22 protein-coding genes and 1 tRNA gene are annotated in these 24,434 nt (G+C 64.8%); 13 read left to right on the top strand and 10 right to left on the bottom strand.

Features of this window, described 5'->3' with window-relative positions; all coding sequences use genetic code 11:
• Nucleotides 1-24: 24 nt before the first annotated feature.
• From MXC11_RS01890 to mreB, 4 genes are all read right to left on the bottom strand, one after another.
• A complete protein-coding gene (locus MXC11_RS01890) occupies nt 25-615 on the bottom strand; it encodes a Maf family protein (protein ID WP_250004425.1) in 591 nt (196 codons plus the stop codon).
• A 27-nt stretch (nt 616-642) separates the two neighbouring features.
• Nucleotides 643-1,131: a rod shape-determining protein MreD gene (mreD, locus tag MXC11_RS01885; RefSeq protein WP_250004423.1), complete on the bottom strand. Its 489-nt coding sequence runs from the start codon at nt 1,129-1,131 to the stop codon at nt 643-645.
• A complete protein-coding gene (gene mreC / locus MXC11_RS01880; RefSeq protein WP_250004859.1) occupies nt 1,131-2,120 on the bottom strand; it encodes a rod shape-determining protein MreC in 990 nt (329 codons plus the stop codon). The genes mreD and mreC overlap by 1 nt, the downstream gene beginning before the upstream one ends.
• A 150-nt stretch (nt 2,121-2,270) precedes the next feature.
• Complete coding sequence (mreB, locus tag MXC11_RS01875; protein ID WP_250004420.1) at nt 2,271-3,308, bottom strand: rod shape-determining protein MreB; 1,038 nt, start codon at nt 3,306-3,308, stop codon at nt 2,271-2,273.
• A 207-nt stretch (nt 3,309-3,515) separates the two neighbouring features.
• Here mreB and gatC point away from each other — a divergent pair, with 207 nt between their 5' ends.
• From gatC to MXC11_RS01855, 4 genes are all read left to right on the top strand, one after another.
• Nucleotides 3,516-3,803, top strand: a complete 288-nt coding sequence (gene gatC, locus MXC11_RS01870; RefSeq protein WP_250004417.1) for an Asp-tRNA(Asn)/Glu-tRNA(Gln) amidotransferase subunit GatC — start codon at nt 3,516-3,518, stop codon at nt 3,801-3,803.
• A complete protein-coding gene (gatA, locus tag MXC11_RS01865; RefSeq protein ID WP_250004414.1) occupies nt 3,800-5,254 on the top strand; it encodes an Asp-tRNA(Asn)/Glu-tRNA(Gln) amidotransferase subunit GatA in 1,455 nt (484 codons plus the stop codon). The genes gatC and gatA overlap by 4 nt, the downstream gene beginning before the upstream one ends.
• Nucleotides 5,255-5,265: 11 nt before the next feature.
• Nucleotides 5,266-6,714, top strand: coding sequence for an Asp-tRNA(Asn)/Glu-tRNA(Gln) amidotransferase subunit GatB (gatB, locus tag MXC11_RS01860; RefSeq protein WP_250004411.1), 1,449 nt, complete (start codon nt 5,266-5,268; stop codon nt 6,712-6,714).
• Between the two features lie 167 nt (nt 6,715-6,881).
• Nucleotides 6,882-7,967, top strand: a complete 1,086-nt coding sequence (locus MXC11_RS01855; RefSeq protein WP_250004408.1) for a calcium/sodium antiporter — start codon at nt 6,882-6,884, stop codon at nt 7,965-7,967.
• A 10-nt stretch (nt 7,968-7,977) separates the two neighbouring features.
• Here MXC11_RS01855 and MXC11_RS01850 read toward each other — a convergent pair whose 3' ends face one another.
• From MXC11_RS01850 to MXC11_RS01840, 3 genes are all read right to left on the bottom strand, one after another.
• Nucleotides 7,978-8,919 (bottom strand): AEC family transporter, encoded by a 942-nt coding sequence (locus tag MXC11_RS01850; protein ID WP_250004393.1) that lies wholly within the window; start codon nt 8,917-8,919, stop codon nt 7,978-7,980.
• A 69-nt stretch (nt 8,920-8,988) separates the two neighbouring features.
• On the bottom strand, nt 8,989-9,549 hold the full coding sequence (locus tag MXC11_RS01845) for a response regulator transcription factor (RefSeq protein WP_250004389.1): 561 nt from the start codon (nt 9,547-9,549) through the stop codon (nt 8,989-8,991).
• Nucleotides 9,550-9,589: 40 nt separating this feature from the next.
• Nucleotides 9,590-10,849: an ATP-binding protein gene (locus MXC11_RS01840; RefSeq protein WP_250004386.1), complete on the bottom strand. Its 1,260-nt coding sequence runs from the start codon at nt 10,847-10,849 to the stop codon at nt 9,590-9,592.
• Nucleotides 10,850-10,977: 128 nt separating this feature from the next.
• On the opposite strand from MXC11_RS01840, the gene MXC11_RS01835 reads away from it, so the two are divergent.
• The 9 genes from MXC11_RS01835 (at nt 10,978) to MXC11_RS01795 (ending at nt 22,643) form a co-directional block, all read left to right on the top strand.
• The gene (locus MXC11_RS01835; protein ID WP_250004383.1) at nt 10,978-11,718 is read left to right on the top strand and encodes an SIMPL domain-containing protein; all 741 of its coding nucleotides are present in this window, start codon (nt 10,978-10,980) and stop codon (nt 11,716-11,718) included.
• A 37-nt stretch (nt 11,719-11,755) separates the two neighbouring features.
• Nucleotides 11,756-12,421 carry an alpha/beta hydrolase gene (locus tag MXC11_RS01830; RefSeq protein ID WP_250004380.1) on the top strand — a complete coding sequence of 222 codons (666 nt, stop codon included), beginning with the start codon at nt 11,756-11,758 and terminating at the stop codon, nt 12,419-12,421.
• A 78-nt stretch (nt 12,422-12,499) separates the two neighbouring features.
• Nucleotides 12,500-13,924 (top strand): ATP-dependent RNA helicase RhlB, encoded by a 1,425-nt coding sequence (gene rhlB, locus MXC11_RS01825; RefSeq protein ID WP_250004378.1) that lies wholly within the window; start codon nt 12,500-12,502, stop codon nt 13,922-13,924.
• 260 nt (nt 13,925-14,184) lie between these two features.
• Nucleotides 14,185-16,554: a TonB-dependent receptor domain-containing protein gene (locus tag MXC11_RS01820; RefSeq protein ID WP_250004374.1), complete on the top strand. Its 2,370-nt coding sequence runs from the start codon at nt 14,185-14,187 to the stop codon at nt 16,552-16,554.
• Nucleotides 16,555-16,716: 162 nt separating this feature from the next.
• Nucleotides 16,717-18,942, top strand: a complete 2,226-nt coding sequence (locus MXC11_RS01815; protein WP_250004372.1) for a TonB-dependent receptor domain-containing protein — start codon at nt 16,717-16,719, stop codon at nt 18,940-18,942.
• A 17-nt stretch (nt 18,943-18,959) separates the two neighbouring features.
• Nucleotides 18,960-19,559, top strand: a complete 600-nt coding sequence (locus MXC11_RS01810) for a PepSY-associated TM helix domain-containing protein (protein WP_250004369.1) — start codon at nt 18,960-18,962, stop codon at nt 19,557-19,559.
• Nucleotides 19,560-19,569: 10 nt separating this feature from the next.
• Nucleotides 19,570-20,079: a DUF2271 domain-containing protein gene (locus MXC11_RS01805; protein WP_250004367.1), complete on the top strand. Its 510-nt coding sequence runs from the start codon at nt 19,570-19,572 to the stop codon at nt 20,077-20,079.
• Between the two features lie 16 nt (nt 20,080-20,095).
• Nucleotides 20,096-21,025, top strand: a complete 930-nt coding sequence (locus tag MXC11_RS01800) for a DUF4198 domain-containing protein (RefSeq protein ID WP_250004364.1) — start codon at nt 20,096-20,098, stop codon at nt 21,023-21,025.
• A 70-nt stretch (nt 21,026-21,095) separates the two neighbouring features.
• Nucleotides 21,096-22,643 (top strand): sulfite reductase subunit alpha, encoded by a 1,548-nt coding sequence (locus MXC11_RS01795; RefSeq protein ID WP_250004362.1) that lies wholly within the window; start codon nt 21,096-21,098, stop codon nt 22,641-22,643.
• 100 nt (nt 22,644-22,743) lie between these two features.
• Here the strand turns inward: MXC11_RS01795 and MXC11_RS01790 are convergent.
• The 3 genes from MXC11_RS01790 to purU all read right to left on the bottom strand — a co-directional run bounded on the left by MXC11_RS01790 (nt 22,744) and on the right by purU (nt 24,196).
• Nucleotides 22,744-22,818 (bottom strand) — tRNA-Gly (locus MXC11_RS01790).
• A 56-nt stretch (nt 22,819-22,874) separates the two neighbouring features.
• Nucleotides 22,875-23,300, bottom strand: coding sequence for a CBS domain-containing protein (locus MXC11_RS01785; RefSeq protein WP_250004359.1), 426 nt, complete (start codon nt 23,298-23,300; stop codon nt 22,875-22,877).
• Between the two features lie 44 nt (nt 23,301-23,344).
• Nucleotides 23,345-24,196 (bottom strand): formyltetrahydrofolate deformylase, encoded by an 852-nt coding sequence (gene purU / locus MXC11_RS01780; RefSeq protein ID WP_250004356.1) that lies wholly within the window; start codon nt 24,194-24,196, stop codon nt 23,345-23,347.
• Nucleotides 24,197-24,434 lie beyond the last annotated feature (238 nt).

Here is a 24,434-nt window from a genome sequence, read left to right as displayed (position 1 = left end):
GTCGGCGACCATGCGGCCTGGCGCTCAGGGGCGCGCAGTCTGCCAGCAGGCCAGGCCAAATTGGGCCAACAGGTCGGCAGTTTCGCACAACGGCAAGCCCACCACGGCCGAATAGCTGCCCTCAAGGTGCTGCACGAACACCGCGCCCAACCCCTGGATACCGTAGCTGCCGGCTTTGTCCTGCGGCTCGCCGCTGTCCCAGTAGCGGACGCATTCGGCCTCGCTCAGCGGGCGAAAACGCACCTGGCTGGTCACCACCCGGCTGAGGCAACGGCGCTGGTCGGCCACCGCAACCGCGGTCAGCACCTGATGCACGCGCCCGGACAGCGCGGCGAGCATGGCCAGTGCCTCAGCGCGATCGGCGGGCTTGCCAAGGATCTGCCCCTCCAGCACCACACAGGTATCGGCGCCCAGCACACAGCCCTCGCGGCCCTCCAGAGCAGCCAGCCCCGTCAGGGCTTTTTCACGGGCCAGGCGCTCGACATAGACGACCGGCGACTCGCCCGCGCGCACCGCTTCATCGACTTCGGCGGCCACCAGGCGGTATGGCACACCGATCTGCGTCAGCAGTTCGCGGCGACGGGGTGAGGTCGAGGCCAGGTACAGATCAGGCATGGCAGGCGGACTCCAGGGACAGGCGGCTCAGTGCACGCCCAGGCGGCGGCCGCAAAAATGCAGGACGATGAACACCCACGGCCAGAGCAGCGCACTGACCAGCGCCGGAATCAGGAAGGCCAGACTGGGTGGGCGATTGCCACTGAGGCTGTCCAGCCACAGCAGCAGCAACTGCGCAAGACCAAACACCACCAGCAGCACCAGACTCTGCTGCCAGACCGGGAACATGCGCAGGCGCTGCTGCAGCGAAATCACCATGAAGGCGACCAGCGCCAGCACCAGCGCATACTGGCCAAGCGGTGTGCCATAGAGCAGATCCGCCGCCAGCCCCAGCAGCCAGACACGGGTCATGCCGAGCCGCAGAGGCGCCATCAGCAGCCAGTAAGCAATCACCAGGGGCAGCCACAGGGGGCGTCCCACCGCCAGAAATTCGGGGATCGGCGCAATGCTCAGGATCAGCGCACACAGCAGCGAGAACCAGACGAACCAGCCATTGCGGGAACGCTCATCGACCATCAGCGGCCTCCTGAGGGAGTGGCAGGTATCACCGGCGCCGCGGGCGGTGCATCGCGTGGTGGCGCCGCAGGCGTGACCGGCACTGCCGATGCGGGCGCGGGTGGCATGGCGGGCGCTGCACCGGCTGGCGCTGTAGCCTCAGCGGGCACCTGCTCTGTACGGCGATCCGCCGCTTCCTGCGCCTCAGCTGCCTCCAAGGCACGCTGCTCGGGGCTGCGCGGATCACTGAAGACCAGCAGCAGATAACGGCTGCGATTCAGCCGCGCGGTCGGCACCGCGTGCACCACGGCAAACGGCTGACCCGGATCGTTGATCACCGCACTGACGGTGGCCACCGGATAGCCCGCCGGGAAGCGCTGACCGAGCCCGGAGCTGACCAGCAGATCGCCTTCCTTGATGTCGGCGGTATCCGCCACATGCCGCAGCTCCAGACGCTCCGGATTGCCGGTACCGATGGCAATCGCGCGCAGGCCATTGCGGTTGACCTGCACCGGGATGCTGTGGGTGGTGTCGGTGAGCAGCAGCACGCGCGCGGTGTAGGGCATTACCTCGACCACCTGGCCCATCAGGCCCAGTGCGTCGAGCACCGGCTGGCCGACGAACACCCCGTCCTTCTCGCCTTTGTCGATCAGGATGCGGTGGGTAAACGGGTTGGGATCAACGCCGATCAGCTCGCTGACCAGCACCTGATCATCGACCAGCGCAGCGGAGTTGAGCAGCTCGCGCAGGCGCACGTTCTGCTCGGTGAGGGTGGCAAGTTTCTGCAGGCGCCGCTGCAAGAGCAGCGCTTCGGCCTTGAGCTTCTCGTTTTCCGCGATCAGCTCCTCGCGGCTGCTGAACTGCTGGCTGACGCCCTGCCAGAGGCGCAGGGGCTGCTCGGCCAGCCAGTACAAGGGCGTGAACAGCTGCCCGAGCTGGCTGCGCAGGGGGCGCAGGCTATCGACGCGGGCATCAGTGATCATCAGGGCGATGGACAGGACGCTCAGCACCAGCAGACGCACGCCCAGTGAAGGCCCTTTGGCAAACAGCGGTTTGATGACCGGCTCCTCACAATCGCGGTACGCGGACCTTCCGGTGCAGCGCCGGCCAAAACCACCTCACCGGCGCCGGCAAGGAGGTGAGGCAGCGCCCCGGAGGATTCACTCGGTCGACAGCAGATCCATGGCGTGACGATCGATCATTTCCAGCGCCCGACCACCGCCGCGCGCGACGCAGGTCAGAGGATCCTCCGCCACGATGACCGGCAGACCGGTTTCCTGCGCCAGCAGCTTATCGAGATCACGCAGCAGCGCACCGCCGCCGGTCAGCACCAGGCCGCGCTCGGCAATGTCCGCGGCCAGCTCCGGCGGAGATTGCTCAAGCACACTCTTGACCGCCTGCACGATGGTCGCCAAGGACTCCTGCATCGACTCCAGCACCTCGCTGGAGTTGAGGGTAAAGCTGCGCGGCACCCCTTCAGCGAGGTTGCGGCCGCGCACATCGATTTCGCGCACCTCACCGCCCGGATAGGCGGTGCCGATTTCCTGCTTGATGCGCTCGGCGGTCGACTCACCAATCAGGCTGCCGTAGTTGCGGCGCACATAGGTGACGATGGCCTCGTCGAACCGATCCCCCCCCACCCGCACCGACTCGGCATACACCACGCCGTTCAGCGAGATCAGCGCGATCTCGGTGGTACCACCTCCGATATCCACCACCATCGAGCCGCGCGCTTCCTCGACCGGCAAGCCCGCGCCGATTGCTGCGGCCATCGGCTCCTCGATCAGGAACACCTCACGGGCGCCCGCGCCGAGGGCCGATTCGCGAATCGCCCGGCGCTCGACCTGGGTGGATTTGCACGGCACACAGATCAGCACCCGCGGCGAGGGCTGCAGGAAGCTGTTTTCATGCACCTGATTGATGAAGTACTGCAGCATCTTCTCGCAGACGCTGAAGTCGGCAATCACGCCATCCTTCATCGGACGAATCGCCGAAATGCTTCCCGGAGTACGCCCCAGCATGCGCTTGGCTTCGGTGCCGACCGCGACCACGCTTTTCTGATTGCCCTGGTTGCGGATGGCCACGACCGACGGCTCGTTGAGAACGATGCCGCGCTCGCGCACATAAATAAGGGTGTTGGCCGTCCCCAGATCGATCGACAGATCGCTGGAAAACATGCCGCGCAGTTTTTTCAACATGGGACAGGAACCCCGGGGGAACACGTGGGTAAAAGTGCGGCAGACTCTAACAACGGCAGGGATTTTGGGCAAGGCGGACATATGTTAGATTGTTCCGCTTTCCGGGCCGGCAAGCCTGCCAGATCGCGGCCTTTGACCGCTTTTTCCGGCATGAGTGCCCCTTGTCCGCGACCGCCCACACCCCTCGCTTTCCGCTGGAGATTTCCGATGGCGCTCGAACGCTGCGACGTGGAAAAAATCGCCCATCTTGCCCGCCTAGGCTTCGATGAGGCGGAGATTCCGCGCACCACCGAGACCCTGAACAACATCCTCGGGCTGATCGATCGCATGCAGTCGGTCGAGACCGATGGCATCGCACCGCTCGCCCACCCGCTGGAAGCCACCCAGCGCCTGCGCGCCGACGTGGTGACCGAGAACAACTGCCGCGACGCCTATCAGGCCATCGCCCCGGCGGTGGAAAACGGCCTGTATCTGGTTCCCAAGGTGATCGAGTGATGCATCGACTGACTCTGACGCAAATCGCCCGCGGCCTGGCCGCCAAGGACTTTTCCGCGCTCGAGCTGACCGAGGCACTGCTCTCGCGCATCGAGGCGCTTGATCCGCAGCTCAACAGCTTCATCACCGTCAGCGCCGACGAGGCTCGCGCCCAGGCCGCTGCCGCCGATGCCCGCCGCGCCGCCGGCGAGCACGGCGCGCTGCTCGGTGCGCCGATCGCCCACAAGGACCTGTTCTGCACCAAGGGCGTGCTGACCACCTGCGCCTCGAAGATCCTCCACAACTTCAAGGCGCCCTACGATGCCACTGTGGTCGAGAAGCTCGCCGCGGCCGGCGCGGTCAGCCTCGGCAAGCTGAACATGGACGAGTTCGCCATGGGCTCGGCGAATGAATCCAGCCACTTCGGTGCGGTGAAGAACCCCTGGGACACCTCCCGCGTACCGGGCGGCTCCTCGGGCGGCTCGGCTGCCGCCGTGGCCGCCGGGCTGATCCCGGCCGCCACCGGCAGCGACACCGGCGGCTCGATCCGCCAGCCGGCAGCGCTGACCAACCTCACCGGCCTCAAGCCGACCTACGGCCGGGTGTCGCGCTGGGGCATGATCGCCTACGCTTCTAGCCTCGATCAGGGCGGCCCGCTGGCGCGCAGCGCCGAGGACTGCGCCCTGCTGCTCGGCGCCATGGCCGGCTTCGATGCCAAGGACTCGACCTGCGTCGACGTGCCGGTGGACGACTACTTGGCCGCGCTCAGCCAGCCGCTGGCCGGCCTGCGCATCGGCCTGCCGAAGGAGTACTTCGGTGCGGGTCTGGACGCACGCATCGCCGAGACCGTACTGGCGGTGGTCGAGGAGCTAAAGAAGCTCGGCGCCACGGTCAAAGAGATCTCGCTGCCGAACCTGCAGCACGCCATCCCCGCCTACTACGTGATCGCCCCGGCCGAGGCCAGCTCCAACCTGTCGCGTTTTGACGGCGTGCGCTTTGGCTATCGCTGCGCGGACCCGGTCAACCTTGAGGACCTGTACAAGCGCTCGCGCGGCGAGGGCTTTGGTGCCGAGGTCAAGCGGCGCATCATGGTCGGCACCTACGCGCTGTCGGCTGGCTACTACGATGCCTACTACCTGAAGGCACAGAAGATCCGCCGCCTGATCAAAAATGATTTTGTCAGCGCCTTCGCTGAGGTCGATGTGATCCTAGGCCCGACCACCCCGAACCTCGCCTGGAAGCTCGGCGAGAAGAGCGCCGATCCGGTCTCCGCCTATCTGGAAGACATCTATACCATCACCGCCAACCTCGCCGGCATCCCCGGCCTGTCCATGCCGGCCGGCTTCGTCGATGACCTGCCGGTGGGCGTGCAGCTCTTGGCGCCGTACTTCCAGGAAGCGCGCCTGCTCAACGTGGCGCACCAGTACCAGCAGGTCACTGACTGGCACACCCGCACCCCGGCCGGATTCTGAGGACGACACCTATGCAATGGGAAGCCGTGATCGGGCTGGAAATCCACGCCCAGCTCTCCACCCACTCGAAGATCTTCTCCGGCAGCGCCACTACCTTTGGCGCCGAGCCGAACACCCAGGCCAGCCTGGTTGACTTAGGCATGCCCGGCACCCTGCCGGTACTCAATGAACAGGCCGTGCGCATGGCGGTGAAGTTCGGCCTGGCGATCGACGCCGAGCTGGGCCGCAGCAACGTGTTCGCACGCAAGAACTACTTCTACCCCGACCTGCCCAAGGGCTACCAGACCAGCCAGATGGATCACCCGGTGGTCGGCCGCGGCCATCTGGATATCACCCTGGAAGACGGCACCGTCAAGCGCATCGGCATCACCCGTGCGCACCTGGAAGAGGACGCCGGCAAGAGCCTGCACGAGGACTTCCACGGCATGTCCGGCATCGACCTCAACCGCGCCGGCACCCCGCTCCTGGAGATCGTCTCCGAGCCGGACATCCGCTCGGCCAAGGAGGCGGTGGCCTACGTCAAGGCGATCCACGCGCTGGTGCGTTATCTCGGCATCTGCGACGGCAACATGGCCGAAGGCTCGCTGCGCTGCGACTGTAACGTCTCGGTGCGCCCCAAGGGCCAGGCAGCCTTCGGCACTCGCGCCGAGATCAAGAACGTCAACTCGTTCCGCTTCATCGAGAAAGCAATCAACCACGAGATCCAGCGGCAGATCGAGCTGATCGAGGATGGCGGCAAGGTGGTGCAGGAAACCCGCCTGTACGACCCGAACAAGGACGAAACCCGCTCGATGCGCGGCAAGGAAGAGGCCAACGACTACCGCTACTTCCCCTGCCCGGACCTCTTGCCGGTGGTGCTGGAAGACAGCTTCATCGAACAGGTGCGCAGCGAGTTGCCGGAACTGCCGACCGAGAAGTGCGCGCGCTTCCAGAGCCAGTACGGCCTGTCCGCCTATGATGCCAGCGTGCTGTCCGCCAGCCGCGAGCTGGCCGAATACTTCGAGCAGGTGCAGCAGGCCTGCGGCGACGCCAAGCTGGCGGCCAATTGGGTGATGGGCGAGCTGTCCAGCCTGCTCAACGAGCAAGGTATCGACATCGAGCAGTCGCCGGTTTCCGCCGCGCAGCTCGGCGGGCTGATCCTGCGCATCAAGGACAACACCATCTCCGGCAAGATCGCCAAGGATGTGTTCCGCTTCCTCGCCGCCGGCGAAGGTGAGTCGGCCGATGCGATCATCGAGCAGAAGGGGCTCAAGCAGGTCACCGACAGCGGCGCCATCGAGGCGATGCTCAAGGAGGTGCTGGACGCCAACGCCGCCCAGGTCGAGCAGTACCGCGCCAGCGACGAGGCCAAGCGCGGCAAGCTGTTCGGCTTCTTCGTCGGCCAGGCGATGAAGGCCTCCAAGGGCAAGGCCAACCCCGGCCAGGTCAACGAACTGCTCAAGCAGCTGCTCGAAGGCTGACAGCGCGCCGCCCCCTGCCGGTGCGCGCGCATCCCTCGCCCTGCGCTGGGCGAGGGATGCAAGCCTGGTAACGAGGCGGCGCCAGCCTCACCCGCCCCTGTCAGACACCTGCCACCTGCAGGATAATGACGCCCTCCCCCCTATCCCCCCTGCGGAACTCTGCAAACATGACTGTGATGACCTTCGTCTACCTGATCGGCGGCCTGGTGCTGCTGGTCGTCGGCGCCGAGGTGCTGGTGCGTGGCGCCGCGCGCCTGGCCGCACAATTTGGCATCCCGCCACTGATCATCGGCCTGACCGTGGTGGCCTTCGGCACCAGCGCGCCGGAAACCGCGGTGAGCGTGCAGGCGGCCCTGGAGGGGACCGGCGACATCGCCATCGGCAACGTGGTCGGCAGCAACATCGCCAACGTGCTGCTGATCCTCGGCCTGTCGGCGCTGGTCGCGCCGCTGCTGGTCTCGCGCCAGCTGATCCGCCTCGATGTGCCGCTGATGATCGGCGCCAGCCTGGTGACCTGGGCGCTGGCGATGGACGGCAGCCTCAGCCGCCTCGACGGCGTGCTGCTGTTCGGCGCCGTGATCGCCTATACCGCGTTCCTGATCATCAGCAGCCGCAAGGACAAGGCCGCTGCCAATGGCGATGAATTTGCCGAGGAGTTCGGCCTGCATGAAGCACCCAAGCCCTATGCCTGGGCAATCAACCTTGCCCTGCTGGTGGTGGGTCTGGTGCTGCTGGTCGGCGGCTCCAACTTCCTGGTGGAAGGCGCCGTCACCCTGGCCAAGGCGCTGGGCCTGTCCGAGCTGGTGATCGGCCTGACGGTGATCGCCATCGGCACCTCGCTGCCGGAGCTGGCTACCTCGATGATCGCCGCCTTCAAGGGCGAGCGCGACATTGCCGTCGGCAACGTGGTCGGCAGCAACCTGTTCAACCTGCTTTGCGTGCTCGGCTTGGCCTCGCTGGTCTCGCCGCTGCCGATCAACGTCTCGACCAATGCCCTGGCCTTCGACTTCCCGGTGATGATTGCCGTGGCGGTGGCCTGCCTGCCGATCTTCTTTGCCGGATACTGCATCAAGCGCTGGGAAGGCGCGCTGTTTGTCGGCTACTACGCGATCTACACCGCCTGGTTGATCATGCACAGCACCGATGCACCGGGGCTGGCCCTGTTCAGTCAGGCGATGATCTGGTTCGTGCTGCCGCTGACCGCCATCACCCTGCTGGTGATCGGTGGGCAAGCCTGGCGGAATCAGCGCTGAGGGCGTCCCGTCAGATCACTCCCAGCCACTGCAGCACGAACAATCCGCTGTTGATGGTCACCACTGCCAGCAAGGTGGTGATCACAATGATCGCCGCCGCCAGCTGATGATCTGCGCCCGCCGCGCGGGCCATGATGAAGCTGGCGGCGGCGGTCGGGCTCGCAAAATACAAAAACAGAATCCCCAGTTCAGCCCCGCGAAAACCCCAGGCGGCGGCACCGGCGGTGGCCAGCGCCGGCAACCAGACCATCTTCATCAGACTCGCGCCCAGGGCGCGCGTACTGCTGCGCCGCAGTACTGCCAGCGACAGGCTGGCACCGATACACAGCAGCGCTAGTGGCAAGGTCAGCTGGGCGAGGTATTGAGCGCAGGTCAGCAGCCACTGCGGCAGGGCCACTTGCCAAGCGGCAAAGGGAATCGCTGCCAGCACGCCGAGGATCAGCGGATTACGCAGAATCCCGCGCAGCACGCTCCAGGGCGTGGCGCGTGCATTCGGGTTGTAGTACTCCAGCACCAGCACCGACAGGCTGTTGTAGGTAAGGATCACCACCCCGCCCAGCACCCCGCCCAGTGACAGTCCGTAATCGCCATACAGGCTGGCCGCCAGCGCCAGCCCGACGATGCCGTTGTTGCCGCGAAACGCGCCCTGTACATACACACCGCGATCCGCCCGCGGCACCCGCCAGAGCGCCCAGCCCCAGGCCAGCAGGAAGCAGCCCAGCGTGGCGACCACAAAGTAGCCGAGCAGCGCCGGCTGCAGGGCGCTGGCCAGATCCGCCCGCAGGATGGCCAGAAACAGCAGCACCGGCAGGCTGAGATTGAAGACCAGCGCACTGGCGGTATGGATGAACGGCTCGTCGATCTGCCCGCGCCAGCGCAGCACAAAGCCCAGAAACAGCATGGCGAATACCGGCAGGGTCACCGCCAGGGTCTGCAGGAACAGGGACAGCATCAGCGCACCACCGGAATCAGCAAGGCCGGCCATGATAGCCGGCGGCACAGCCCACCGGGGTGCGGTGTGTTAGCGGCGTACCGGACGCTTCTGCAACTTGCGCTGCAGGGTGCGCCGGTGCATGCCCAGTGCGCGGGCGGTCGCCGAGATATTGCCGTCGTGCTCGGTCAGCACCCGCTGGATGTGCTCCCACTGCAGGCGATCGACCGACATGGGGTTTTCCGGCACCAGGCTGTCGACATCGACATGCTCGGAGACCAGCGCCGCCAGCACATCATCGGCATCGGCCGGCTTGCACAGGTAGTTGCAGGCACCGCGCTTGATCGCTTCGACCGCCGTGGCGATGCTCGAGTAGCCGGTGAGGATCACCACGCGCATCTCGCTGTCCAGCTCCAGCAGCCGTGGCAGCAGCACCAGGCCCGAATCGCCGTCCATCTTCAGATCCAGCACCGCGTAATCGGGCAGATCCTGCTCGGCCAGGGCCAGCCCTTCCTCGGCCGAACCGGCCACCGACACGCGCAGACCGCGCCGGCTCATCGCCCGCGCCAGCACCCGGCTGAAGGTCGGGTCATCGTCCACCAGCAGCAGGTGGGGCTGTTCCTCGCTGTCGAACAGGGTTTCTTCACTCATGACTTCCTCGCAAGGCAGAACGGGCGTGCAGGGCCACGCCTCAGGTTCGGGGCAGGCGTAGCTCGGTGAGCGTGCCACCCTCTTCGTGGTTGTAGAGCTTGACCGTTCCACCGGCGCGGCTGACGCTGGCCTGACTGAGGAACAGCCCCAGCCCGAACCCCTTGCCCTTGGTGGTGAAGAACGGCTTGCCCAGCTGCTCGGCAATCGCCAGCGGCACACCGGCACCGTGATCGCGAATGCTCAGGCAGATTTCACGCTCGTCCCAGTCCAGCTGGACCAGCAGATTGTCCGCACAGGCATCGGCGGCATTGTTGAGCAGATTGAGCAGCGCCTGGCTGAGATCGGCCGGCGGCATCAACTCGGGCGCAGGGCCAATCCCCAGGCAGCGATAGCGCCAGGTCGCCTCGGGGCGCATCAGGTGCCAGCGATCCAGCGTCGCCGCCAGCCACTCGCTGACCGGCTGCAGACGGATGCTCTGCCGGCGCTCGTCTTCCGCGGCGCGCACCAGCTGCTGCAGGGTTTCCTTGCACAGGCTCACCTGCTCCTGCAGCAGGGCCAGATCCTCCTGCAGTGCCGGGTCATCACGCTGCTCGCGGCGCAGCTCCTTGAGCAGCACGCTCATGGTCGCCAGCGGTGTGCCCAGCTCATGCGCCGCCCCGGCAGCCTGAGTGGCGACGGCCAGCAATTGCTGGTCACGCATGCCGTCCTCGCGGCGCTCGGCCTGCAGGCGATCCTGGGTACGCAGCGCATCGGCCATCTTGACCACGAAAAAGGTGATGAACGCGGCGGACAGGGCAAAGTTCAGCCACATGCCGAACAGGTGCAGATTGATCAGCATCACCTCGTGCTGCAGGCTCTGGGTGTGCAGCGGGTGATACCAGACGAGCAGCAGGGTATAGCCGGTCAGTGCCAGCCCGCTGAGTACGATCGAGTACAGCCACGGCAGGGTGGCCGCGGCAATGGTCAGCGGCACCAGGTAATAGGACACAAAGGGGTTGGTCGAGCCACCGGTGTAATACAACAGCACGCTGTGGATCAGCAGGTCGCAAACCAGCTGCAGGGCATACTCCTGTTCGGTCACAGGCCAAGGCGCACGCAGGCGCAGCGCGGTCAAAAGACACAGCAGGGCCGAGAGCACCAGGGTGATGCCCAGTTCAGTCCAGGGCAGGGGCAGCAGGTCCGACCACCAGGCAAAGCCGACCGATCCAGCCTGGGCAGCCAGCACAAGCAGGCGAATCAGCACCAGCCGGCCAAGGTTCTGCAGACTGGCGGAAAACAGCAGCTGGGCAGGGGCACGCATGGGCAGCTCCGTGAATCGTGCGAATTATAACCAGCACCCCCAAGGATGCCGTGCGGCAAAAATGCACAGCCCGCGGCGCGGCGGCGCATACTGTGGCAGGTTTGCCATAGCCGCCCGGAGTGTACCCGATGTTGCCGATCCGCCCGCTGTTCCTTGCCCTGACGCTGGGCAGCGCCTTGAGCGCGCCCGCCCTGTACGCTGAAGAACTCCGCTATAACCAGGTCAGCCTGCGCGCGGAAGTCAGCCGCGAAGTGGCCCATGACCGCATGCACGTCATTCTGTATATCGAGCAGCAAAAATCCCGCCCGGCCGAGCTGGCCGCGCAGATCACCCGCGAACTCAACGAGGCGCTGCAGCAAAGCCGCGCGGTGGCCGGCGTCGACAGCCGCCTGGGCAGCCGCGCCAGCCGGCCGGTCCATGATGAGGCGGGCCGACGCATCGTCGCCTGGCGTGAGCGCGCTGAGCTGCGCCTTGAGAGTGCCGATTTTGCCGCCCTCGCCCGCCTGACCGGCCAGTTGCAGGAGCGACTGCAGCTGGCCGGCATGCACTTCAGCCTGTCGCCCACCAGCCGTCGCCAGCATGAGGAGCAGTTGCTGCGCGAGGCCGTGGCGGCCTTCAAGGGACGCGCCGCGCTGCTCAGCGACTCGCTGGGTGCAAACGGCTATCGCCTGGTGCGTCTGGATCTGCGCAGCCAGGGTGCTCAACGGGAGCCGGTGCTGCGAGCGATGGCGGTCAGCCGCCTGGACGAGGGCTCGATGCCGACACCGGAGATCGAGGCCGGGCACAGCACCCTGCTGGTCGTGGCGGACGGCGTGATCGAGGTCGATCCCCCGCGCAGCCCTTCCGGGATGACCACCGGGCAGCGATAATCGCCGTCCTCTGACTGTTTCAACCCCGGAGTTCTGCATGTCCGCTATTGCCCCCCTGATCCTTGAACCGGCCGGCCCGGCCACCGCCTGCGTGATCTGGCTGCATGGTCTTGGGGCGGATCGCTTTGACTTCCAGCCGGTGGCCGAAGCGCTGCAGGGGGTTTTGCCCGATGTGCGCTTCGTGCTGCCCCAGGCGCCGACGCGCCCGGTGACCCTCAATGGCGGCTGGAGCATGCCGTCCTGGTACGACATCATTGCCTTGCAGCCCGAGTGCGCGCTCGATCTTGAGCAGCTGGAGGAGTCCAGCCAGAGTGTTCTTTCGCTAATCGAGGCCCAGCGGCAGGCCGGAATTGCTGCCCGGCGGATCATCCTCGCTGGCTTCTCCCAGGGCGGCGCCGTGGTGCTGCACAGCGCCTATCTGCGCAGCCGTGAGCCGCTGGGCGGAGTGATCGCCCTCTCCACCTACGCCCCGACCTTCGAGGCCGGCCAGCAGCCGCTGCAAGGTCACGCAGCGACACCGGCGCTATGCCTGCACGGCCGCGAAGACGGGGTCGTACCCGCCGCCCTGGGCCGGCGCGCCCATGACTGGCTGCAGCAGGCGGACGTTGCCGTGACCTGGCACGACTACCCGATGGGCCATGAAGTGTGCAACGACGAACTGCGCGACATTGCGTACTGGCTCAAGGCCCGTCTTGAGGACTGACCAGCGGCGCGCGCGATTTGGCACCCGCCGCCACGTTTGCTTTACACTGCAACCTGATTCTTCCCACAGAACACAGAGATGACCGTGCTCCAGGCACCCCAGACCCCCACCGATCTGAACGAGCAGGCGCAAGGCGCCGCGCCTCAAACCACCCCCGACACCGAGGCTGCCGCGCAGCCTGCGAGCGATGAGCCGCGTAGCGAGGCACGCAACAGCCGGCCGAAGAAACCGCGCGCCGAGCGCGGTGAGCGCAAGCGCCGCGAACGCCCGGCTCGCAAGGCCGACAGTGCCTGGAGCCTCGAGGACTTCGTGGTCGAACCGGCCGAAGGCAAGACCCGCTTCCACGACTTCGCCCTGGCCCCGAGCCTGATGCGCGGCATTCACGAGCTGGGCTTCACCTACTGCACGCCGATTCAGGCTCAGGTGCTTGGTCATACCCTCAAGGGGCGTGACGCTATTGGCCGTGCCCAGACCGGCACCGGCAAGACCGCGGCCTTCCTGATCTCGACCATCACCCAGCTGCTGATTACCCCGCCGCCCAAAGAGCGCTACATGGGTGAGCCGCGCGCACTGATCATTGCCCCGACCCGCGAGCTGGTGGTGCAGATCGCCAATGACGCGCGCGACCTGACCAAGCATACCGGCCTGAACGTGATGAGCTTTGTCGGCGGCATGGACTTCGACAAGCAGCTCAAGCAGCTGGAAGCGCGCTACTGCGACATTCTGGTCGCCACCCCCGGCCGTCTGCTGGACTTCAACCAGCGCGGTGAAGTGCACCTGGACATGGTCGAGGTGATGGTGCTCGATGAGGCCGACCGCATGCTGGACATGGGCTTCATCCCCCAGGTGCGGCAGATCATCCGCCAGACACCGCACAAGGGCGAGCGCCAGACCCTGCTGTTCTCGGCCACCTTCACCGATGATGTGATGAACCTGGCCAAGCAGTGGACTACGGCGCCTGCGATCGTTGAGATCGAGCCGGAGAACGTCGCCAGCGATACCGTCGAGCAGCATGTCTATGCCGTCTCGGGGGCCGACAAGTACAAGCTGCTCTACAACCTGGTCGCCCAGAACAACTGGGAGCGGGTCATGGTGTTTGCCAACCGCAAGGACGAGGTACGCCGCATTGAGGAGCGCCTGACCCGTGACGGCATCAGCGCCGCGCAGATGTCCGGTGATGTGCCCCAGCAAAAGCGCATTAAGGTGCTGGAGGGCTTCCGTGAGGGCAAGATCCGCGTGCTGGTGGCGACCGATGTGGCCGGGCGTGGCATCCATGTGGATGGCGTCAGCCATGTGATCAACTACACCCTGCCGGAAGATCCGGACGACTACGTGCACCGTATCGGCCGTACCGGCCGCGCGGGCGCCAGCGGCACCTCGATCAGCTTTGCCGGTGAGGACGATGCCTTCGCCCTGCCGCCGATCGAGGCACTGATCGGTCGCAAGATCCAGTGCGAGATGCCGCCTACCGAGCTGCTCAAGTCAGTACCACGTCAACGCTGATCCTCCCCGGGGCCGCTTTTGCGGCCCCTTTGCTATCTGCGGCATATCAACCTGTCGGGAGTACCCGGTAGCGGCTGCGCCCCTTGCCCTCTATCTCTCCCCTCAAGCCTTTGTTCTGAAAGCCACCGGGCGGCGTGCGCTGCACCTGTGTGGAGATACCCGGCACTCTGGGTAAACTTTATGTAAATATTTATCAAAATTTAATGATAAAAATTATCATTTGCGGGCGAACAAAAATCCTATTGGAGTAGCCCGCCGTCATGCCTCTACCCTCCCGCTCTCTGCTCGCTATCGCCATCACCTGCGCCAGCCACACCCTTTATGCTGACGAGCAGCCTATCGCCCTGGACAACGTCGTAGTCAGTGCTGCCGGTTTTGAGCAAAAGATCACGGATGCCCCCGCCAGCATCAGCGTCGTGAGCGAAGAAGAGCTCAGGCGCAAGCCTTACATCTCGCTGATCGATGCCATTCGCGACCTGGAAGGCATCGATGTCGGCGAAACGTCCGACAAGACGGGCCAGAAAACCATCAGCATGCGCGGCATGGGTTCGGACTACACCCTAGTGCTGATCGACGGCAAACGGCAAAACAACCATGGCGACATCTACCCCAACAGCTTTGGCGGTAACCAGTTCAACCATATCCCGCCCCTTGATGCCGTCGAGCGTATCGAGGTAATCCGTGGCCCGGCCTCCACCCTGTATGGCGCCGACGCCATGGGTGGGGTGATCAACATCATCACCAAGAAAGACATTGACCGTTGGGGCGGCTCGCTGACCCACGGACGCACCTCCCAGTCCGATAACGATTTTGGCGACGATCGCACCACTGATATCAGCCTGCGCGGCCCGCTGATCAAAGGCCTGCTGGGTGCAGGCCTGCGCGCCAGCCGCTATCAGCGCGATGCTTCCAACCCGCAATATGACCCGTCCATCGCCCCGGATGGCACTCAGCATCCCCGTAGCCTGGGCTTTGGCGGCGGCGGCAAGACAGTCGACAACCTCAACACTGCCTATGGCCTGAGCCTCTACCTGACACCCGATGATCGCCAGCGCATCACCCTGGACATCGATACCTCCAAGCAGCGCTACGACAATAAACCCGTGAATGGCAGCTTCCCACTGGGCACCGTCGACAGCATCGATACCCTCTGGCGTACCGCCAACGCCTGCGTGGGCGGCACGGGCAGCAATGCCGCCGCCTGCGGCGCCAGTGGCGGTACTTGGACACGCCGGGCCGATCCGCGCGTCGGCTATCTGGATGAGCAGGTCTTCACCCGCGAGAGCTGGTCACTGTCCCATGAAGGCAACTGGGAATTTGGCAGCAGCTTCGTTGGGCTGAGCTATATCGAAACCGATAACAAGGGCCGCACCCTGCCCTTCACAGTCGATGAGCGCCAGCGGCTGCTGCCGATCATCCAGAGCAACGGTATCTATGCAGGACTGAGCGAGGCCGAACGCCGACAGATCGCAGAAGAAACCTTCCTGCCCCGCGAGAAACGCACCCTGCAGAGCAACCAGTACACACTGGATGCCAATCTGCAGCTACCGCTGAACGGCATGGGCGGCGAGCATCTGGTGGTACTCGGCGGCCAGGTGATCGATGGGGAGCTCAAAGACGACATCTACGGCATGGAGTCCGGCAGCACGGGCAAGGTGCAGGAGCACAAGATGTGGGCGCTGTTCGCAGAGGACAGCTGGACACCGATCGAGGCCTTTACCCTGACGGCGGGGGTGCGCAACGACAACCACCAGGACTACGGCAATCACCTCTCACCACGCCTGTACGCCGTCTATCGCCTGAATCCCGAATGGACACTCAAGGGCGGTATCTCCACCGGCTACAAGACGCCCAAAACCACCGATCTGTATGACGGCGTCACCGGATTTGGCGGTCAGGGCACCTCGCCGCAGTACGGTAATCCGGACCTGCAACCAGAAACCAGCCGCAATACCGAAGTGGCGCTCTACTGGAATCACCCCAATCGCCACAGCTTCAACGCCACCCTGTTCCACAATGATTTCAAGGACAAGATCAGCTCCCAGAACTGCGGGCCAGGCACGGGCCTGACCTGTGCCAGCACCGGCGAGTATGCGGATCTGGGTTATGCCACCTCGACCCGCAAGACCAATATCGACGAAGTGGTGATCAAGGGGGCTGAAGTGGCCGGACGCTGGCAGATCGCCCGTGACTGGGCGCTGCGCGGCAACTACACCTATACCGACAGCGAGCAGAAGAGTGGCGCCCAGAAGGGCCTGCCGCTCAATCAGACCGCCAAACATATGCTCAATGCCACCCTCGACTGGCAAGCGCTGCCGGACCTGAATCTGCATCTGGGCATGGAGGCCCGCTCCAAGCGTTACCGCGGCCTGGTCAACAACAAGGAGGCTTACTACAAGGATTATGAGACCTTCCACCTCGGTGCCAGCTATGAACTCAACGAACACGTCACCTTCAATGGCCGCATCGATAACCTACTGAATGAGGATTTCACCTCCTATCAGGTCGACTTCGTCCAATGCTCCAGCGGCACCAGCTGCCTCAACGGTTTTCAGCCCACGTATCTGGACGACTACAACAACAAGGACAAAGCACGCAGCTTCTGGCTGAGTGTGAATGCACGCTTCTGAGCCCACATCCCGCGCCAAGGCTCATGCTTTGGCGCGGGATGCGACCAGCCGATTCGCTGCGTAAAGATAATGTAAAGATAATGACTTTTACATGCGAATCCATATCATTGGCACCAGATCATTCATCCGAACTGGTTTCCCAGGAACCAAGCGAGATTCGCCATGACCCAGCCCATTCGCTCCGCCCTTGCCGTCGCCATCGCCCTTGCCGCAGCCAGCCCGCTGCTCCACGCACAAGATGCCCCGATCCAGCTGGATAACGTCGTGGTCAGCGCCTCGGGTTTCGAGCAGAAGATCACCGACGCTCCCGCCAGCATCAGCGTGATCTCCGCCCAGGAGCTGCAGCAAAAGCGCTATAACAACCTGGCACAGGCGCTGGGTGACGTCGAAGGCATCGACATCGGCCAGGGCACCGGCAAGACCGGCGGCCTGAACATCAGCATCCGCGGCATGCCCAGCGAGTACACCCTGATCCTCATCGACGGCCGCCGCCAGAATGCCGCCGGCAATGTCACGCCCAATGGCTTTGGTGAAACCCGCAACAACTTCATGCCGCCGCTGTCCGCCATCGAGCGTATCGAGGTGATTCGCGGCCCGATGTCCACCCTGTATGGCTCGGACGCCATGGGCGGTGTGGTCAACATCATCACCAAGAAGGTCGCCGATCAGTGGAGCGGTTCGCTGACGCTGGATCACACCTTCCAGGAAAACAGTGACTACGGCGACACCAGAAACACCAGCGTGTACCTCAGCGGCCCGCTAGTAGAGAACCTGCTGGGCCTGCAACTGCGCGCCAGCCTGTTCGACCGTGAAGCCTCGGATCTGAGCTACGACAACGGTATCGCCCTCAGCCAGCGCGGCCCCTCCCCAGTCGAAGGGCGTAACAACAACCTGGGCGCACGCCTGAGCTTCACCCCCCATCAGGACCATGATTTCGCCCTCGATATCGAGCGCGGCAATCAGCGCTACAACAACGACGAGAGCCAGCTCGGCACCCTGGATCAGCGCCCCAGCGCCAGCGACCCCAACGGCGGACGCATCTCGGGCTATGATGATGAGCTGCGCTTTGAGCGCGAGCAGTTTGCCCTCACCCACACCGGGCGTTTTGCCATCGGCACCCTCGATTCCAGCCTGATGCGCAGCACCACCGAAACCCTCGGCCGGACCATCCCCGGCTCCAACGCCGGCAACGATTTTGGCCAACCGGTTCCAGCCATTCCCAGCCTGCGCATCGGCGATGACCGCAAGCTGGAAACCACCAACCTGGTGTTCGACACCAAAATGGTCGCGCCGCTGGGTGAGCAGCACGTCGCCACCGTCGGCGCCCAGTGGTGGGAAGCCGAAATGACTGACGGCATCGCCACTGAAGATTTTGAGCAGACTACCTGGGCGCTGTTCGCCGAAGATGAATGGCGGCTGCGCGATGATCTGGCCCTGACCCTGGGCGCGCGCTACGACGACCATGAGGCCTTTGGCGGCCACGTCAGCCCGCGCGCGTATCTGGTGTGGAACGCCAACGATCAGTGGACCCTCAAAGGCGGGGTCAGCAAAGGCTACAAGGCGCCGGATCTGAATGACCTGCACAGCGGCATCAATGGCGTGACCGGCCAGGGCCGCACCATCACCATCGGCAACCCGGACCTCAAGCCCGAGGAGTCGACCAGCTACGAAATCGGCGCCTACTTCGACAATCTGGCCGGCTTCAGCGGTAACGCCACGCTGTTCCTCAACCAGTTCAACGACAAGATCGCCGACGGCGACCCGATCAGCAACGCCCTGTGCGCGGGCAATACCGGCGGCACCTGCATCCAGAAGATCAACGTCGATGAAGCGGTTACCCAGGGGCTGGAACTGGCAGCGCGCTGGGAGTTTGCCCCGCGCTGGACGCTGAGCGGCAACTACACCTACACCGACAGCGAGCAGAAGAGCGGCAAGAACCAGGGGCAGCCGCTGACCAACACGCCCGAGCACCTGGCCAACCTCAAGCTCGGCTGGCAGACGAGCGAGCGTCTCGAGCTGTGGCTCAAGGGTGAATACCGCGGCGAGCGCGCCCGCTTCACCTCGACCTACGCCAACCTGGCCAATGCCAACGGCAGCCGCTCGACCAGCCAATCGATCTATGACGCGCTGGGCAAGGAAACCAAGGCCTACACCCTGTTCCACCTCGGCGGCTCGTACAAGGCGGCGGACAACGTGACCCTGAATGCCAGCCTCTACAACCTGCTGGACAAGGACTTTCTCGAGGGCAAGGCCTACACCACCTACACCACCGGCGGCGTTGTCGATGGCACCGCTTACGGTACCGACTATGCCCACTCCACCAGCAGCACCACCGGCCTGGTCGAGGAAGGGCGTCGCCTGTGGCTGTCGGCGACGGTCGATTTCTAAACGCCCTGGAGCGCACCATGCCCCGCACCCTCTGGCTCGGCACCCTGCGTCAATGGCACTGGATCAGTTCGGCGCTCTGCCTGGCCGGCATGCTGCTGTTTGCCGTCACCGGCATCACCCTCAACCATGCCGCGCAGATCGAAAGCCGCGCCCAGGTCACTAGCCGCACCCTGAGCTTGCCGCCGGCACTGCAGCGGCAACTGCAGGCGGCAGCGCCCGAGCATGGGCTGCCGGCGGCGCTGCAGGACTGGCTGGAGCAGTCGCTCACGATCCGCCTGCAGGGCCGCGAGGCCGAATGGAGCGAGGGTGAGCTGTACATCAGCCTGCCACGCCCGGGAGGCGATGCCTGGCTGAGCCTTGAGATTGACTCGGGCGCGCTGGAGTACGAGTCCACCGACCGGGGCTGGATCGCCTATCTCAACGACCTGCACAAGGGACGCCATACCGGCGCCCTGTGGAGTGCCTTCATCGATGTCTTTGCCGGCCTCTGCGTGATCTTCAGCCTCACCGGCCTGTGGCTGCTCAAACGCCAGGCGGCCAGCCGGCCGACCACCTGGCCACTGACGGCGCTGGGGCTGCTGATGCCGCTGCTCCTCGCCCTGCTGTTCATTCACTGAGGGATTTTTCATGCGCAACTACCTGCTGCCCCTGGGCTGGCTGCTGGCTAGCCCGGTCATGGCTGGCGAGCTGCTGATTGACGTGGAGATTCCGCGTCTTGAGGTCGCCGAATATCACCGTCCTTACGTCGCGGTCTGGCTCGAGCGGGCCGATCAGCAGCACGTCGCGGATCTTGCCGTCTGGTACGACGTGAAGATGAAGGACAAGGAAGGCGAGAAGTGGCTCAAGGACCTGCGCCAGTGGTGGCGACGCAGCGGGCGCAACCTGGAGATGCCGGTCGATGGCATCAGCGGCGCCACCCGCGCCGTCGGCACCCACCGCCTGAGTGTGGCCGCCAATGATCCGCGCCTGAGCGGCCTGGCGCAGGGCGAGTACCGCCTGGTGGTCGAAGCCGCCCGCGAGGTCGGCGGCCGCGAACTGCTGCGCGTGCCCTTCAGCTGGCCGGTCAGTGCCGCCCAGCAGCAACAGGTCCAGGGCAAGACTGAACTGGGCGCCATCACCCTCACGCTGAACCCCTGACGCAAGGATTGATTCTATGAAACCGATGTTCAAATGGGCAGCCCTCACCCTCGCCATCTGCCTGCCGCTGTCCGCGCAAGCCCACCGCGCCTGGATGCTGCCCTCCTCGACCGTGCTGTCTGGTGAAGATCCGTGGGTGACCGTGGACGCGGCGGTCTCCAATGACCTGTTCTATTTCGAACACTTCCCGCTGCAACTGGAAGGCATCGGCAAACCCCTGGCACTGCCGGGCCGCAGTCCGGCAGCGGCCAAACCCGCTGAAGCCGGCAAAGGCCCGAACGCCCAGCCGGCGGGCCGGGCGCCAATGCGCCGGCCAGCCAATACGCTGCAGGTCCTGGCGCCCGATGGCAGTGCGCTCAAAGCGCAGAATGGCGCGGTTGGTCGCTATCGCACCACCTTCGATGTACAGCTTTCCCAGAAGGGCACCTACAAGCTGGCGGTAGCCAATGGTGGCCTGATGGCGACCTGGAAGATCGGTGAGGAGCGCGGCCGCTGGATGGGCAAGGCGCAAGACCTTAAAGACGCCATCCCCAAAGAGGCCCAGAATGTGCGGGTCATCCAGACCAGTAACCGCATGGAAACCTTCGTGACCGTCGGCAAGCCGACCGAGCAGGTGCTCAAGCCGAGCGGCAAAGGGCTGGAGCTGCAGCCGGTCACCCACCCCAACGACCTGTTCGCCGGTGAAGCGGCGGAGTTCATCTTCCTGCTGGATGGTCAGCCAGCGCCGGATGTCGAGGTCAGCGTAATTCCGGGTGGCAACCGCTACCGCGATGCAACCGGCGACTTCACGGTGAAAAGCGATGCCGCGGGCAAGGTGCGCATCACCTGGCCGAACGCCGGCATGTACTGGATCGAGGCGGAGCTCAGCGCCACCGCGGGCGTCACCGCCCCGGCCACCGAACGCCGTGCGGTGTACAGCGCCACGCTGGAAGTGCAGGCCCCGTAACCCTGCCCTTGAACCGGCCGGTCGCCCTTAGCGCGGCCGGCCCTCCCTTGCCGGATTCGCCCCGCCCATCATGCCTCTCAACCGCTCGCGGCTCGCTGCCGCACTCGCCAGCCTGGTACTGCCGCTGATCTTGCTGCCGCTGCGCGAGGCGCTGGCGGTGCTGGCCATCCTGCTTTGGCTGCTGCTCTGCATGCGTGCCGGGCAGCAGATCCGCCGGCAACGCCCGTCCGTACCCGAGGTGGACGAGGTGCACTGCTGGGTAGCCTATGCCAGCCAGAGTGGCGCGGCGCGCACGCTGGCCGAGCGCAGCGCCCAGCAGCTGCGCGACGCCGGGCAAGATGTTTCGGTAGTGCCCCTCGAGGCGCTGCCCTGGCCACTGCCACCCGAGCAAACCCTGCTGCTGGTCGTCAGCACCTACGGTGATGGGGAAGCGCCCGATCATGCCCGGCGCTTTTTGCAGTCGCTGCACACCCACCCTCACGACCTGCACCACCTGCGCTATGCGCTGCTGGGGCTGGGAGATCGCCAATACCCAGCTTTCTGCGCTTGCGCCAGGGACCTGGAGCAGCATCTGCGCCAGCAGGGCGCTCAGGCGCTGTTCGAGACGCTGGAAGCCGACTGCCTGGATCCTGCCGTGCTGCACCAGTGGCAGCGCCAGCTGGCGCAACTGAGTGGCGAGCATGCCTTTACCGAGTGGCAGCCGCCTCAGTATCAGCCAGGCACCTTGCTGGAGCGCCATTGCCTAAACCCCGGCAGCCTCGGCGCGCCGCTCTATCATCTGAAGATTGCCGTCACCCCGCTCCCTCACTGGCAGGCTGGTGATCTCGTCGAGATCGGCCCCTGCCATGCACCGGCCGCCGTCGCGCAGTGGCTGGCCCGCTTGTCTCTCGATGGTCAGCAGGTGATGGCCGACGGCCAGACCCTGGCCTGGCATCTGGCGCGGCGCCAGTGGCCACAGGCGCCTGAGGCAGAGCGGCAGCGCAGCGCCGAAGCCCTGCTCGAGCACCTGCCGCGTCTGGCGCACCGCACCTACTCGATTGCCTCGATCCCCGCTGACGGCACCCTGGACTTGCTGGTGCGTCTGGTCAGACACGCCAAAGGCGGTTACGGGCTAGGCTCCGGCTGGCTGTGCCGGCATAGCCCGCTGGGCGCCTCGATTGATCTGCGGATACGCCCCAACCCTGCGTTTCAGCTGCCGCCAGATAGCGGCCGACTGCTGCTGATCGGCAACGGCAGCGGGCTGGCGGGCCTGCGCAGCCACCTGCGCGAGCGGGAGCGTCTGCAGCAAGGCGGGCACTGGTTACTGTTTGGCGAGCGTCAGGTCGCGCACGACGGCCTGCTGGACAACGAGCTGCAGGGCTGGCTCGCCTCCGGGCATCTGGCCCGTCTGGATCGGGTCTTTTCACGGGATGCTGGGCCCCATTGCTACGTACAGGATCGGCTGCGCGATGCCGCCGAGGATCTGCGCCACTGGATCGCCTGCGGCGGCTGCGTGCTGGTCTGTGGCAGCCTGCAGGGCATGGGGCAGTCGGTGGATGCGGTACTGCGCGGGATTCTGGGCAGCGCCGCGGTCGATCAGCTTTCAAGCGAAGGCCGCTATCGCCGTGATCTGTATTGAGTGCGCGGGCGCCGGGCGAGGCACCGAGGCCAGCGCCATCCGGGATAAAAGCCGCAGAAACAACAAGGCCCTGAACGAAGTCAGGGCCTTGCTGGGAAGCTGGAGCGGGTGATGGGAATCGAACCCACGTCATGGGCTTGGGAAGCCCAGGTAATGGCCATTATACGACACCCGCTTGGCAGGCCGTCTTTTTACCAGAAGCCTCGCCCCGCGTGAAGCCCCGTGTTGCACTCACTCTTCCATATGCTGCTTGCGATCGTGCTCGGCAAACTCCTTGACCGCCTGCAGCACATCACGGCGAGCAAGGATGCCGACCAGACGCCCATCCTCAACCACCGGCAGGCGACGCCGTTGCCCACGCAGGAAGCCCTCCGCCGCCTCGATGACATCGGCATCGGCGCTGATGGTGTCCAGCTCGCGACTCATGTAATCACCCACGGTGCCCCGGGCGTCCTCGAAATAGGCGCCGGTAAGAATGGCGCGCAGGCAATCGCTCTCCGACAGCAAGCCCAGCAGACGCCCCTCGCCGTCCACCACCGGCGCCGAGGCCAGACCATGCTCCAGCAGGCGGTTGATCGCCAGAAACAGGTCCATATCCGGCTGGAACGTGACCAAGCGCCGGGTCATGTAGGCGCGAACCTTGATCGATTTGAGCATGTTGCGATCCTCCTGAAGCAATGATGTGAGCGCGGACGCCGGCCTTACTCAAACACGACCGTGCGGTTGTCGTGTACCAGCACGCGATCCTGCAAGTGATAGCGTAGCCCACGCGCCAGCACACGGCGCTCGACATCCTTGCCGATGCGCACCATGTCCTCAGCCCCCTCGCGGTGCGTGACCCGCGCCACATCCTGCTCGATGATCGGCCCGGCATCGAGCTCCTCGGTCACGTAGTGACAGGTCGCGCCGATCAGCTTGACGCCCCGCTTGGCCGCCTGATGGTAAGGCTTGGCCCCGACAAACGACGGCAGGAAGCTGTGGTGGATATTGATCACCCGGCCGGCATATTCCTGGCACAGCTCCGGCGGCAGGATCTGCATGTAGCGGGCCAGTACCACGCAATCGGCCTGATGCTCGGCAATCAGGCGATTGACCTCAGCAAAGGCCGGCGCCTTGTCAGCGGGGTTAACCGGCACATGGAAGTAGGGAATCCCGTGCCACTCGACCATGCTGCGCAGGTCGTCATGGTTGGAAATCACGCAGGGAATCTCGCACTCCAGCTCACCGCTGTGCCAGCGATGCAGCAGATCCGCCAGGCAGTGGGATTCGCGGCTGGCCATCAGCACCACACGCTTTTTGACCGCCGAGTCATACACTTCCCAGCGCATGCCAAACTCACGGGCAATCGGCGCGAAGGCCAGGCGGAAGCCATCGAGGTCGAACGGCAGGGAATCGGCACGAATCTCGTGACGCATGAAGAACCAGCCGCTGTCGAGGTCGGAGTGGTGGTTCGCCTCGGTGATCCAGCCATTGTAGGTCGCCAGCAGATTACTGACCTTGGCCACAATGCCGACTCGGTCGGGACAGGCGATGACCAGGCGAAAGGTACGCATGAAAAGAACCCCATCAATTCGATAAGCGCCCGATTCTAGCGACAGTCCACGCAAACTGCAGCAGCCTCATTACGGGAAATTGGCGCCATCCGGCACAAGTGATTCAAACGCTGTTCAACGGCACGGGGGAATTATTAATCCGGCAATAAGATAGAGCATAGTCAGTATTTTCAAAATGACCAACGATGCACGCAGCCTCAGCCCCCTGGAACAGCGCGAAAAGCGCGCCACTGCCCTT

The sequence above is a fragment of the Pseudomonas eutrophicaquae genome, assembly GCF_023544715.1.
GTDB lineage: Bacteria > Pseudomonadota > Gammaproteobacteria > Pseudomonadales > Pseudomonadaceae > Geopseudomonas.
This window is presented reverse-complemented; position numbering and strand designations above follow the sequence as displayed.